10 protein-coding genes are annotated in these 13,639 nt (G+C 35.1%); 1 reads left to right on the top strand and 9 read right to left on the bottom strand.

Going from position 1 to position 13,639, the window contains the following annotated elements; genetic code table 11:
* Positions 1-96 precede the first annotated feature (96 nt).
* From C1T31_RS10730 to uvrA, 6 genes are all read right to left on the bottom strand, one after another.
* Entirely contained in the window at positions 97-2,508 is a 2,412-nt protein-coding gene (locus tag C1T31_RS10730) for an alpha-ketoacid dehydrogenase subunit alpha/beta (RefSeq protein WP_103052497.1), read from the bottom strand.
* Between the two features lie 170 nt (positions 2,509-2,678).
* Positions 2,679-5,516: a gluzincin family metallopeptidase gene (locus tag C1T31_RS10725; RefSeq protein ID WP_243398936.1), complete on the bottom strand. Its 2,838-nt coding sequence runs from the start codon at positions 5,514-5,516 to the stop codon at positions 2,679-2,681.
* Positions 5,513-6,784 (bottom strand): endonuclease/exonuclease/phosphatase family protein, encoded by a 1,272-nt coding sequence (locus C1T31_RS10720; protein WP_103052496.1) that lies wholly within the window; start codon positions 6,782-6,784, stop codon positions 5,513-5,515. Before C1T31_RS10720 ends, C1T31_RS10725 begins: the two co-directional genes overlap by 4 nt.
* 21 nt (positions 6,785-6,805) lie before the next feature.
* Positions 6,806-7,495 carry an LOG family protein gene (locus C1T31_RS10715; protein WP_103052495.1) on the bottom strand — a complete coding sequence of 230 codons (690 nt, stop codon included), beginning with the start codon at positions 7,493-7,495 and terminating at the stop codon, positions 6,806-6,808.
* Between the two features lie 167 nt (positions 7,496-7,662).
* Entirely contained in the window at positions 7,663-7,833 is a 171-nt protein-coding gene (locus C1T31_RS14005) for a lmo0937 family membrane protein (RefSeq protein ID WP_123912667.1), read from the bottom strand.
* Between the two features lie 53 nt (positions 7,834-7,886).
* Positions 7,887-10,721 (bottom strand): excinuclease ABC subunit UvrA, encoded by a 2,835-nt coding sequence (gene uvrA / locus C1T31_RS10710; protein ID WP_103052494.1) that lies wholly within the window; start codon positions 10,719-10,721, stop codon positions 7,887-7,889.
* A gap of 101 nt (positions 10,722-10,822) precedes the next feature.
* On the opposite strand from uvrA, the gene C1T31_RS10705 reads away from it, so the two are divergent.
* Positions 10,823-11,350: a hypothetical protein gene (locus tag C1T31_RS10705; RefSeq protein ID WP_103052612.1), complete on the top strand. Its 528-nt coding sequence runs from the start codon at positions 10,823-10,825 to the stop codon at positions 11,348-11,350.
* A 1-nt stretch (position 11,351) separates the two neighbouring features.
* Here the strand turns inward: C1T31_RS10705 and C1T31_RS10700 are convergent, their stop codons facing one another.
* The 3 genes from C1T31_RS10700 to C1T31_RS10690 are packed head-to-tail and all read right to left on the bottom strand — an operon-like array spanning position 11,352 to position 13,637.
* On the bottom strand, positions 11,352-12,068 hold the full coding sequence (locus C1T31_RS10700) for a hypothetical protein (protein ID WP_103052493.1): 717 nt from the start codon (positions 12,066-12,068) through the stop codon (positions 11,352-11,354).
* Between the two features lies 1 nt (position 12,069).
* A complete protein-coding gene (locus tag C1T31_RS10695; protein WP_103052492.1) occupies positions 12,070-12,972 on the bottom strand; it encodes an ATP-grasp domain-containing protein in 903 nt (300 codons plus the stop codon).
* Entirely contained in the window at positions 12,969-13,637 is a 669-nt protein-coding gene (locus C1T31_RS10690) for a DNA alkylation repair protein (RefSeq protein WP_103052491.1), read from the bottom strand. Before C1T31_RS10690 ends, C1T31_RS10695 begins: the two co-directional genes overlap by 4 nt.
* Positions 13,638-13,639: the final 2 nt, after the last annotated feature.

Genomic DNA, 13,639 nt, shown 5'->3' with positions numbered 1-13,639 from the left:
ACTATTTGGTTGTTATGAGCAGGGACTATTTGAATCAAATAAAAAAGTCCCACATGCTATGTAGGACTTAATTTAACATTAAAGGTTTAATGTGTACTATAATAATTTTGGGAAATCCTCGGGATTCACTTCATGAAACACCTTATAAACAGCCTCAAAAACGTCCTCGACAGATGGTTTTGAAAAGTAATCACCATCCGTTCCGTAAGCCGGTCTATGCTGTTGTGCTGTTAACGTAACTGGTTTGCTATCCAAGTGCTCGTAGGCATTTTGAGTATTTAAAATTTCATTTAAAATAAATGCAGAAGCACCACCTGGAACGTCTTCATCAATGACCATTAAACGATTAGTTTTGGCAACACTTTTAACAATGTCGTGGTTCAAGTCAAAAGGCAATAAGGATTGTACATCTATAATTTCAGCATCGATGCCCACTTCCATTAATTCTTTGGCTGCTTGCTCAATGATACGAAGCGTTGAACCATAAGATACCAAGGTGATGTCTTCACCTTCGCGAATGGTTTCTACAACGCCTAGTGGTGTTTTGAATTCACCTAAATTCGTTGGCATTTTTTCCTTTAAACGGTAACCGTTCAAGCATTCCACAATTAAACCAGGTTCATCGCCTTCCAACAGCGTATTATAAAATCCTGCAGCTTTGGTCATATTTCTAGGGACCAATACGTGGATACCTCTAACTAAATTAATAATACCTCCCATTTGCGAGCCAGAATGCCAAATACCCTCGAGTCTGTGTCCACGCGTTCTAATAATGAGCGGTGCTTTTTGGCGACCTTTGGTTCTATATTGCAAAGTAGCCAGGTCATCACTCATGATTTGCAGAGCATATAGAATATAATCTAAATACTGAATTTCAGCAATGGGACGCAGTCCTCTCATGGCCATTCCAATACCTTGACCTAGAATGGTTGCTTCACGTATGCCAACATCCGATACACGCAACTCACCATATTTTTCCTGCATGCCTTCCAACCCTTGGTTGACATCACCAATGTGACCAGCATCTTCACCGAAAACCAATGTTTCAGGATATTTGCTAAAAATGGCATCAAAATTATCACGAATAACCAATCGCGCATCTACCTCTTCAGCATTGTCATTGTAAGTTGGTTTAACTTCAGCAATATTTAAAGCCGAATTTTCAGACTCTGAATATAAATGTGAGCTGTATTTAGGTTGAATGGTTTCCATGTAATTATTAATCCAGGATACCAGACTAGTTTTAGAAGCAGATGTTTCATTAACAACATAGCGCAGTGCCTTTCTGGCGGTAGACAGTATTTCCTTTCTGATAGGTTCTTTTATTTCAGCTAAATCATTGGTCAGTTTCTCAATAAAAACCTTGTTAGAGCTCGTGTTTGCTACTTCTTTTAAAATTGCAACCAGCTCGTTTTGTTCATCTTTCAAAGGTTTGGTAAACGCAGTCCAAGCAGCTTTCTTACCTTCGCGAACAGATTTAGCAATATCCTTTTCAATGACTGATAATTCTTCGTCCGTGGCAATACCATTGGCAATAATCCATTCTCGTAATTTGGCATTACAATCGTATTCAGCCTCCCAAGCTAATCGGTTTTCATCTTTATATCGTTCATGAGAACCAGACGTTGAGTGCCCTTGAGGTTGTGTGAGTTCTTGTACATGAATTAACACAGGAACATGCTCTTCTCTAGCTATCTTTGACGCCGTTTGATAGGTTTCAATCAATGCCGCATAATCCCAACCTTTAACACGAAGTATTTCATAGCCATTATGATTCTCGTCCCTTTGGAATCCTTTTAGAATTTCTGAAATGTTTTCTTTGGTCGTTTGGTGTCTAGCATGTACTGAAATACCATATTCGTCATCCCAAATACTCATAACCATAGGAACTTGTAATACACCTGCTGCATTGATCGTTTCAAAGAATAAACCTTCACTTGTACTTGCATTACCAATGGTTCCCCAAGCGACTTCATTACCATTTACTGAAAAATTAGTGGTGTTTATGCCATCAACATGTCTGTAAATTTTAGAAGCCTGTGCTAAACCCAATAAACGCGGCATTTGTCCAGCAGTAGGTGAGATGTCAGCACTGGAGTTCTTCTGTTGTGTCAAATTTTTCCAGTTACCATTCTCATCCAAACTATGTGTTGCAAAATGACCTCCCATTTGTCTTCCGGCAGACATGGGTTCTTCCTTTAAATCGGTATTGGCATATAAACCAGCAAAAAACTGCTCGATAGATAATTCACCTATAGCCATCATAAAGGTTTGGTCTCTGTAATAACCTGAACGGAAATCACCATTTTCAAAGGCTTTGGCCAATGCTAATTGCGGGACTTCCTTACCATCACCAAAAATACCAAACTTGGCCTTGCCGGTAAGGACTTCACGTCGACCAAGAAGACTACACTCACGAGAAGTTACAGCTAATTTATAGTCATTTAAAACTTCTGCTTTAAAATCTTCAAAGGACAGGTCTTTTTTTACAGTTGAATTTGTTTGCATATATCGCTGGGTATTTTTGCAAAGGTAGCTAATAATGGTAAGATTTCCAACGCTGAAAAGTGTTATAAAATTGAAGATAATCTAAAAAATAATATGATTATTTAAGAATATTTCAACAATATTTAAATTACAGCAATTCCATTAAGAATAATGTATTGATGAAATACCCCTTAATACCATCGTCTAGAGAATAACCCAAGTAGGGTTTTGAAATCTAGAGTAACAATAAAACGTATTTTTTGATCATAATTTGGTTGGGATATTTCCCATCCTAAATTGGAGTAAACAGGAAAGAATATTTCAAAGTAATCTTCTACTAAAATAAATCGAAGACCAGAATCATAGACAACTTCGGCATCAGAACCATGGTTTTTTACAAGCCCTAAATCACCGTATGCCATAATATATTTCCAAATGGTGGTACTGCCATTCAGTGTTGTAATCCATTGATTAGCAAAACCAGGATTTAATTGGGATTTAAAACCTCCTTCAGCAACAATTAACTGTTGACTGAATAGACCAGAACTTTCAGAACGCCCGTAATAATTATAATCAAACAAATAATCTGTTGGTCTATCAAGTGCAAAACTAAAATAGTCGGAATCTTGATAGGTCTTATTGTAAAGGAATGCACCTGCATATAATCTTAACAAATAGCGCCTGTTACTTTTTGTTAATTTTCGGTATTCGTAGTTAAGAGCTACTTTTCCAAAGTTTTTGGCTATTTGTAAATCGGCAAACCAAGAAGAGAAATCAACCAAATCTCTGTCAACATGATTAAATCTGGCATTAAAGACACTGTAATTTGGTTCTACTGTTTCGGATGTTAATATGGCATTTGGGTCTTTGTCTCGATTAATGTCTATATAACGCAAGGATAATGAATTGCGTTTATTAGATCGTAAGTTGGTGTTGTCCCTAAAATAAAACTTCATTCCAGGTGTGAATTTTCTAACAAATAAATTATCGGCATAACTTTCATAGCTTGCTCCAACACCATACCTAATTAAAAACAACTTATCCGAATTGTCTATAAACTGGCTATAATCTAACGAAACGTTACCTGTTAAAGATTTAGACTTTAAGCCATACTGTGGAGCAATTTTATAATTGAATGCTTTTCTTAAAATGGTTTTATTATAGGCCTTTACGCCTAAAACGATGCCATCATAAATGTTATTAAACTCAACAATTGGCATTAAAAAAACTTGGTTGTAGCTTGGATCCTCAATATCTTTAATCAGACGTAGTTGCAATGGTCTGTTAAACAAAGAGTTTTTGAGTGATTTGGTATTGTTCCTCATGTTAAACTCTGGTACAATTTGGTCTTGGTTTAAAACCAGTTTTGTGTAGCCTTCATTTGAAATGGTAACTGTTGAGGAATCTTTAATAGGGTCAATCCATATTTTAGATCTTACAATATCATCCTGCATTGAAAATAATGAAATGGGTACAACGGCTTCACTTCTGTTTTTTATTGTAACCCGAAGTGAATCTTCTTTTACAATAACATTTGAAATAGTATAATCAATAGCCTTGGTTGTTGTCAGATAATCCGTAAAAAACCATTCTAAATTCTTTGAAGTTTTTGACTTTAAAAATGCTTCAAAATCTTTGGATCCTGTGACTTTTAAAGACCTTGAGGAAATATATTCCTTAAGTGCCGAATCAATAATGCTATTATTTAAATAATCTTCTAAATATTTGAGACCTACACCAGCTTTATATTTGTTAGCAATGTTCTCATTAAATTTTAACAAAGAGTCTTTATGCATGGATAGTGGCTGGTCTAAATTTTCTCGTGCCATATTCATATAAAGGAAACTATATTGTGCATTAAAATCCAATTGTGCTGCATGAAATGATTTCAAGCCCCAAATTCGCGAGAAAGCACCTGCTAATTTCATATCAGGATAGTACTCCTCAACATATTTCATGAGATAATAGGTTTGAATACCATCAAGAATCCATTGGTCTTCACGTGGGTTTAACAAAAGCACATTTTCTAAATAATTGTGCAAGGCTGTTTTTAGGACTTTAAGTTCATATTGAAAATTATCTGGAAAAGGCCTAATGAAATCTGGCAGCAGATTTAACCCATAAATAGGGCTCTTTTTATAATCAATATCGGTTACCAACAATTTTTGATGCGGATAGGGTCCAAGTGTTTTAGATAAAAAAGATGCAATATTATCAGTAATAATGGCCTTATTGAATGAATTTAATTCCTCATCATCAATATTCGAAGAAACTGTAAAAAAATCTGTTTCTATTTGCCTATAATTGAAGCCCTTATTAATAAATAGTTTTGAATTAATTCGATCGCTTCCTGTAAATACAAATAGTTGATTGCCATTAATTTGGTCATAATCAAACTGATTCAGTTCGGAAACTACATAGTAGTTCATTGGGCAGGTTAGTTCCAGTCGGATATCAGATTTTGGAACATACATATCGTCTAAATCCTTATTACTGCTAAACTGCCATTTTCCATCATAAACTGCTGGACTGATGTACCAATAGCGCAAATTATAATCGCCATCTGAAGTAACACCATATCTAGTAAATTTATCATTAGGAATCTGTATGATGTAGTTCAAATTGATAGTATATGAATCGTTCGGGTAAAGCGGTTTGTTTAAGTCGACTCTGATTATATCAATTTGATTTTTTAACCGTTCAAAATTTATTTCTTCGTCATTTTGCTTTAAAGAAGTAATTACTGTGTAACCTCGGTCTTCGTTTTTAGCAAAATGAAACTCTGTTTTGAATTCTTCAGAAAAACGTTTGGCTAAAGGTGTGTTTTTAGTAGAATAGCTATTGCTCCAATCGTTTAGGTAAATAGATTGTAAAGTATCGGAAGTTGAATTAAAATAGGTTATGGTTTGAGCTATTTTAATTTGGTTTTTTTCCGTATTTAATTGAGCTTTAAGATCAATTTGGTTTTGTCCTAGAGCTAGTATGCCAATGCAAGTGAAAAATAAACTTAAATAGTAGCGGGCTTTCAATGTGTCTTTACAAACTTTAACGGTTCAACTTGGGCGTATACTGGCTTAATGTAATAAAGGCCATCAGCAAGACCAGATACATCAACCGTATCATAGTCCGATGTGCCTCTAGCAATAGTTTTCACACATTGCCCTAACGCATTGTAAATTTTAAGTTTTTTAATGAAGTTAGATTGGTCTACCAGACTAATGGTAATACTATTTTGAACAATGTTTGTGCCAACAATTTCAAAATTTGATTGAATGGTATTTTCTTCTACATTCAACAGGGTTTCGGTAGTTTCAATCTGTAATGTAACGGGAAGATGATCACTAAAATTGTGTAAAGCATCACGGATTTCAAAAGAAAATTCAGTACCACTACATTCTGGATCAATTATGGCATTATTAAAGCAATCTATATTGCCATTGTTGCCAAATACTTGATAGGAGTTTGGAGCATAATAAATATTTGAATTATCAATCAGGTTATCAGAACACAATATGAAATCAAACCGATCATCAAAACCTCCGGTTGTGCCACCCATACCAGATTGCGTTCGCGTTGACTGCGTAAAAACATCAATAAAAAGGGTGTTGTTATGCCAACTTCCTATTTGATTGGCTGGGTCAACAAATACGATGTTGTTGGTAGTATCTGTTAATTCTTGAAATGCATCCTCGGAGTACGTGTATAAGTTTAAATCACCACCTAGAACCACATTACTGTCAGAGGGAAATGTATTTAGATAGGCGGTTAAGTCTTCAACCATTTCCAATCGAGATGCTTCATTTTCTGATCCGTCTGATGCTTTCAAGTGGCAGACTATAAAATCAATAACAATTGGATTTGTATCTTGATTAACGGTATTAATCTTTAATTCATAGTGGTTAAAATCCCTGAATATAGTCGTTACAATACTCTGACTTTCTAAAATGAATTTTGAGCTATTGTAGTATATTAAGTTTTGTAAATCGTTTTGGTCTCCAATATTATCATCAGATGTATTCTGAACAAATGTGGCCATTTCAAAATCACTACTGACGCTAGTTCTTAAACTATTTAAAATATCATTGGCACCATTGTCATTGTTTAATTCACATACCATAAATACGTCTGGAAGGTAATCGTTGAGGATTGTATTGAGGTATTGAATACGGTTAGGTACAGCATCTTCTAATGGAAAATTCAACAAATTGTAAAACATGACATTGAAGCTTTCTTGAGAAAGCAACAATGAACTGTTTATTATGGTAAAAAACCATAAAAGAAGAATTTTTCTTTTCATGCTATTATTTTAGTTTCCGAATTAAAAATTCGGACTTAATCCAGATTCTTTGTAGAAACTATCTAAAATAGTAATAACTTCATCGGCAGTGTCAACCAAATGAATAAGATCCAAATCTTTGGCACTGATATTACTAAATCTATCTAGGAGCGTTTCTTTTATCCAATCCATCAAACCTGTCCAAAAATCGGTTCCAACCAAAATTATGGGAAACTTTTCAATTTTATTGGTTTGGATGAGCGTGATGGCCTCAAACAATTCATCTAATGTCCCAAATCCACCAGGCATAACTACAAAACCTTGGGAGTATTTTACGAACATAACTTTTCTAACAAAGAAATAATCAAAATCCAAACTCTTGTCTGAATCTATATAGGGATTATCATGTTGCTCAAAAGGCAATTCAATATTGAGTCCCACAGAAGTACCACCTGCAATATGGGCTCCCTTGTTACCAGCTTCCATAATCCCAGGTCCACCTCCAGTAATGACGCCATAGCCATGTTCAACAATTTTACAAGCAACATCTTCGGCTAATTGATAATATTTATGATCAGGTTTGGTTCGAGCCGATCCAAAAATAGATACACAAGGTCCAATACGACTCAACTTTTCATAACCGTTTACAAACTCGCCCATAATTTTAAATATGGCCCAAGAATCATTCGTTTTTATTTCATTCCACCTTTTGTGGTGCTGTTCTTTTCTCATTAATTTTCTGTTTAAAAATTAGAAAGGAGCTATTTCAGATTTTTAGCCCGAAGTTCGCAAATTTATGAAGAATTATTGCCTTTCTGCAATCTTAATTCTTAATTATTGGCCAAAGAAAAAGGTAAACATATTGTTTACCTTAAATATTCTTCATTCTTAAATTTAAATCATTTTAAAGGATTCCTACCAGAAATAATGTTGTAGAGTATTGCTATTACAGCAATTACTAATAAAATGTGAATTAAATTTCCAGTAGCAATTCCTGGGACAACGCCCAAAAAACCTAATAGCCAGACGACTATACAGATTACGGCTACCAACCAAAGTAGACTTCTCATAATTAAAATTATTTAAGATTAGTATCTTAAATATACTAATTTAAACCGAACAATTATGCGATTAGTTCTTTTTTAAGAAATTGGGCTGTGTAGCTTTTCTTGTTTTTAAGTATGTCTTCAGGTGTTCCTTTGGCGACAATCTCACCACCATTTTTTCCGCCTTCATAACCAATATCAAATATATAGTCAACCGTTTTGATGACGTCCAAATTATGTTCAATAATGAGTACAGTATTACCTTTATTGACTAGTTTATTAAGAACAATCATGAGAACTCTAATATCTTCAAAGTGTAGGCCTGTAGTAGGTTCATCTAAAATGTAAAAGGTGTTTCCGGTATCTCGTTTACTTAATTCAGTTGCCAATTTAATACGTTGCGCTTCACCACCTGAAAGGGTCGTACTTTGTTGTCCTAAAGTAATGTATCCTAGTCCAACATCTTTAATAGTTTTGAGTTTCTTGTGAATTTTCGGAATATGCTCAAAAAATTCAACAGCCTCATTAATAGTCATTTCTAAAATATCACTTATCGATTTTCCTTTATAGCGAATCTCTAATGTTTCTCTGTTAAAACGCTTTCCTTGACAAGTTTCACATTCTACATAAACATCAGGCAAAAAATTCATTTCGATAACGCGTAAACCACCTCCTTGACAGGTTTCACAACGCCCACCTTTAACATTAAAACTGAAGCGTCCTGGTTTATAGCCGCGAATCATAGCTTCAGGAATTTTAGCAAAAAGGCTACGGATTTCACTAAATGTTCCTGTATAGGTAGCGGGATTACTTCTAGGCGTTCTCCCAATTGGTGATTGGTTGATATCAATCACCTTATCAATGTGTTCCAAGCCCTTTATGCTTTTGTAAGGCATAGGTTTTTTAACGCCATTGAAGTAATGTGCATTCATAATGGGATATAATGTTTCATTAATCAATGTGGATTTACCACTGCCAGAAACACCCGTAATGCCAATCATTTTACCTAATGGAATATCTAGGGAAACATTTTTTAAATTGTTGCCAGTACATCCTTTTAAGGATAGCACTTTACCATTACCTTCACGTCGTTTTTCAGGAACTTCAATTTCTTTTGAACCATTTAAATAGTCGGCAGTGAGTGTATGATGGGTTTTAAGTTCGCTAGGAGAACCCTCGCTTATGATTTCGCCTCCATGCTTACCAGCTTTAGGACCAATATCAATAACATAATCAGCATGTTCGATCATGTCCTTGTCGTGTTCTACCACAATAACGGAATTCCCGATATCTCGCAAGGAAACCAACGATTTGATTAGCTTTTCATTGTCTCTTTGATGTAGCCCAATACTAGGCTCATCTAAAATATACAACACACCTACCAATTGAGAACCTATTTGTGTAGCTAGTCTTATGCGTTGTGCCTCACCACCAGAAAGCGATTTGGAACTTCTGTTTAAGGATAAATAATCCAGCCCAACATCCAATAAAAACTGCAAGCGTGCTTTGATTTCTTTAGTGATTTCTTCCGAAATCTTTAATTGCATGTCAGATAAATGGCTGTCCAATTCTTGGAACCATTGATATAAATCAATAATGTCTTTTTGGGCTAATTCGGCTATATTCAATCCGTTTACTTTAAAATATAGCGATTCTTTTCTCAAGCGCGAACCATGACATTCGGAACAATTTACCTTATCCATATAGTCTTTAGCCCAACGCTTTAGTGAGGTTGATTCAGCTGATTTGTATTGATTTTCAATGAAGTTAGCAACCCCTTCAAAGTCGATTTTATAGTCACGAGTTACGCCAAGGGTTTTACTTTCAACTGAAAATTTCTCATTGCCACCGTACAAAATGGTTTGTTTGGCTTCTTCAGGAATGGATTTGAAAGGATCATTCAATGAAAAGCCATAACGTTGTGCAATGGTTTCAAACTGTTTGAAAATCCAGCTTTTCTTTTCAGGACCATGTGGCGCTAATGCACCAGCATTTATGGATAAATTAGGATTAGGTATTATTTTGTCTTCATTTATTTCATAAAGGGTTCCAATACCGTTGCATTTTGGACAAGCTCCTTTGGGCGAATTAAATGAAAAATTATTGGGTTCTGGATTCGGATACGAAATACCAGTTGAGGGACACATCAAGTTCCGGCTAAAATATCGCACTTCTTGCGTGTCTTGATCGATAACCATAAGGACATCTTCACCATGATACATAGCGGTATTGATGGTTTCCATCAGGCGCTTATCATTATCGGTATTGTTGTCAATTTTTAATCGGTCAATAACAATTTCTATATCATGAGTTTTGTAGCGATCCAATTTCATACCTTTTACCAGATCACGTATCTCACCATCAGTTCTAACCTTTATAAATCCTTGTTTAGCAATTTGCTCAAACAATTCCCGATAGTGTCCTTTTCTGGATCGTATTACAGGGGAAAGAATATTGATTCGTTTACCAGAAAATGATTCTTTGATGAGATCCTTAATCTGTTCATCATTATAGCTCACCATTTTCTCACCCGTATTAAAACTGTAAGCATCACTGGCACGTGCAAATAGCAAACGCAGAAAATCATAAATTTCAGTAATGGTTCCAACAGTTGAACGTGGTGATTTACTAGTAGTCTTTTGTTCGATGGCGATAACAGGGGAGAGTCCGTCAATTTTGTCAACATCAGGACGTTCCAATCCACCTAAAAATTGTCTTGCGTAAGCCGAAAATGTCTCAATGTAGCGTCTTTGACCTTCAGCATAAATCGTATCGAATGCCAACGATGACTTACCACTTCCTGATAAACCTGTAATAACAACTAGTTTTTCCCTTGGAATGGAGACATCGATGTTTTTCAGGTTGTGTACCCGAGCACCTTTTACTTCGATATTTTCTTCAAATTGACTCATAGCATTGCAAAGTTGCAAAGGTACAATTTTAGATGTTAATTTTTTGTGAAGCGTTAAAGCAGATTTTGTTATTATTGTATTCTAAATCAAAAAATAAAATCATGAAATTATTAGGAATCAGTTCTCGAATAAATCATCCAGAATATGGTAAAGGTGTCGTTACCAATGTAAGTTCTAATCAGTATTGGGTGACTTTTATTGAAGGTGGCTTGGAGACCATTGATATTGACTCGGAGTTTGAGGTGATAGAAGCTGCTCAAGACGATGTGGACACCGTTAGTTTCTTTGATGTAGAAAGTAGTTTGGTAGAGATTTTAAAAAAATACAGTGATATTAGTGAAGTGGTTCATATTGCGGACAAATGGAAAGGCGGGAAGTTGATTTTGGAACCTGGAGATACCGCATTGCAAAGTAAAGAAGTTCCTATCGATAGTTTTTTTCATAAGATAACTATGGTGCGTGATCGCTTACGTGTCATGGAGCAGAAAATAAATTCAAGTAATAGTTTAGATGAGCAGGAAAAGATTGATTTACAACAATATATCACCCGTAGCTACGGTAGTTTGACCACCTTTAATGTGTTGTTTAAATTGAAGGATCAGCAATTTGTAGGGCAGAAGTCATCCTAACCTAGGGAGTTCCTTTGACATCCTGTAGCTGAATACCGAAAAATAAAAACTCATGAAATGTGGGTAACTGGGCACCACTTTCCGTGGTAGTCCAATCGGTCCAAGAGGCTTCCAGTCCACCAATTGGTAAATCATCAACCCACATTTTGAATTTGGTGGGTTTATAATTCTCATCTAATATCCACAAAAACGATTCATCAGGATTGTTACTATTCGGTGCGTAAGTTACTAGCAGTGCATTTTGATTATTTTCAAGAGTAACAACTTTTCTGGAGACATCAAAATCCATGACCTCGTACGGAGCTACTAACCAGAAGGAATCATTATTAAAATAGGCCATGGCTTTTTTTATCAGGTTTTTTGATTCCTCGTTATCAATTTCTTGGTTGTCAATATATACCTTGGAGCCAGTCGGATTATCTAATTTTAGGTTCACTTGAATATTTTTCCAAAAAACCGAACATGTACCTTGATCTTTTTTCCATTTATAATGCCGTTTACTTTTAAAAGTCCATTCAATGTAGGCGGTGTTTTTATAGGCTTCATAATCTAATGAATTTAGCATCGATAGGGCTAAAGTATTTGCTTGTTCGCCAGTTTCACCTTGAGGTAAGTCTTCATGATAATTGAAATAAACAAAACCGAAAAATAATAGACTTGGCAATGTTAGAAAAATCAACAAACCAATAATGATTTTAAATGTTTTTTTTAAGGCCATATTAAAGGTTTTTCAGTTGCTGTTGAATACCTGAAGCTAGTTTATTAGCTGAGTCAGGATAGCGCCTAAACCATAGTTCTGGTTCTATCAGTTCCAACTCTGAAAGCGCTGTGTTTCCATCGTTATCGGTAAATATATCAACTCTGGCGTAAATGGGCAATTGTGGACATGCTTTTATAGTGTTTTCGGCAAATAATATTTCATCATTTGTTGGTTCATAGCAGTGTACGGATCCACCAAAATCATCCTGAACCCGAAAATCTCCTGCTTTTGCTTTTTTTAGGACAGCATGGGTAAACTGACCATTAAAAACCATCATGGATACCTCTCCTTGTGCTACGATGTGATGCTGAAACGGTTGTAGCATCATAGACTCTTCAGAAATTAATTCCGAATAAATGTTTTCATAGTTATTCAAATTATCCATATTTAATTTATAAGTATGTCTGGCCGCTCCAGATATACAAGGCTTTAATACGGTTTCTTGCCATCCCAGGCTTTTGTGAATATCAATAAGAGACATATGACTTCCTTTCTCAATAAAATGAGTTTCAGCGATATGAACACCATGTTTTTTAAGATCCAATAGATAGTGTTTATCAATATTCCACCTAATAAGTTTTTCTGAATTAAAAAGCGTCGTAACCCTTGAAATTTTTTCTAACCATTTTGAAAATTCTGCAAACCTATCAAAATAGTCCCAAGTAGTTCTAAAAAGTACGGCTGTCGTGCTGCTCCAATCAAATGTGGCATCATCCCAAGCTAATCGAAGGGTATTCAATCCGAGTTTATTTAAAGCTTCTTGTACCAGAAAATCTTCAAAGTACACGTTATGTTTATAGTTATCGCTTTTTGAATCATTCAGATAACGCTTGTCTGTTAAAATTACAATATCATAAGTCATATTAGGTTTCTAATTGCTTCACGTTTACTCAATGGCTTTAAGGTGTTAGTTTCAACAAAATTTAATACAGCATCGGGATTTGTTTTACCGTACTCACGTAAGGCCCAACCAATAGCTTTTTGAATAAAAAACTCCTTGGAGTTTTTGTGAATTAAACATTGCTTAAACAGTAATTGCTCATCCGTTTTTTCTTTATATCCTAGTTGAAAGATAATTGTACTGCGATTTAGCCACAGATTCTCTGCTTCAGAAAACCGTGAAATAATTTCTGGTATTTCCTCCAAATAGATTTGCAGGTATTTTCCAAGTATGTTCTTCGCTATGAAATCAACTGAATCCCACCATGAATTTATAGTAATCAGATTTTCAATAAGATGAATATCCTTCTTTTCATAGGACTTCTTAAATTGTTTTTCAAAAATTTCTATAGCTACCATGTGAAGTTCACGATATGGTAAATCGTATAAGTCAAATACAAGACTTCTAAACGTATCTCTGATTTCAAGGTTGTATTTGTCAAACAAAGGTTTTGTGAGTTCTCGTCTAAACGGCGCTTTAATTCCGTAGAATTTGAACTGATTCAACATGTAAGCAGACATTTGTACAGAAAATGTTCTGTTGGCATGCATTTGAAACGATTCTTGAATATCTTTAATGAATCCCATAA

Origin of the sequence: Hanstruepera neustonica (assembly GCF_002895005.1) — a bacterium.
In the GTDB taxonomy this organism is placed as follows: domain Bacteria; phylum Bacteroidota; class Bacteroidia; order Flavobacteriales; family Flavobacteriaceae; genus Hanstruepera; species Hanstruepera neustonica.
Note: the sequence above shows the minus strand (reverse complement) of the source record. Positions and strands in the feature narration are given on the sequence as shown.

Bases quoted from the DNA above. Each gene is read 5' to 3' on its own strand.
- C1T31_RS10730 (WP_103052497.1), bottom strand. From the start codon at position 2,508: ATGCAAACAAATTCAACTGTAAAAAAAGACCTGTCCTTTGAAGATTTT.
- C1T31_RS10720 (WP_103052496.1), bottom strand. From the start codon at position 6,784: ATGAAAAGAAAAATTCTTCTTTTATGGTTTTTTACCATAATAAACAGT.
- C1T31_RS10715 (WP_103052495.1), bottom strand. From the start codon at position 7,495: ATGAGAAAAGAACAGCACCACAAAAGGTGGAATGAAATAAAAACGAAT.
- C1T31_RS14005 (WP_123912667.1), bottom strand. From the start codon at position 7,833: ATGAGAAGTCTACTTTGGTTGGTAGCCGTAATCTGTATAGTCGTCTGG.
- uvrA (WP_103052494.1), bottom strand. From the start codon at position 10,721: ATGAGTCAATTTGAAGAAAATATCGAAGTAAAAGGTGCTCGGGTACAC.
- C1T31_RS10705 (WP_103052612.1), top strand. From the start codon at position 10,823: ATGAAATTATTAGGAATCAGTTCTCGAATAAATCATCCAGAATATGGT.
- C1T31_RS10700 (WP_103052493.1), bottom strand. From the start codon at position 12,068: ATGGCCTTAAAAAAAACATTTAAAATCATTATTGGTTTGTTGATTTTT.
- C1T31_RS10695 (WP_103052492.1), bottom strand. From the start codon at position 12,972: ATGACTTATGATATTGTAATTTTAACAGACAAGCGTTATCTGAATGAT.
- C1T31_RS10690 (WP_103052491.1), bottom strand. From the start codon at position 13,637: ATGGGATTCATTAAAGATATTCAAGAATCGTTTCAAATGCATGCCAAC.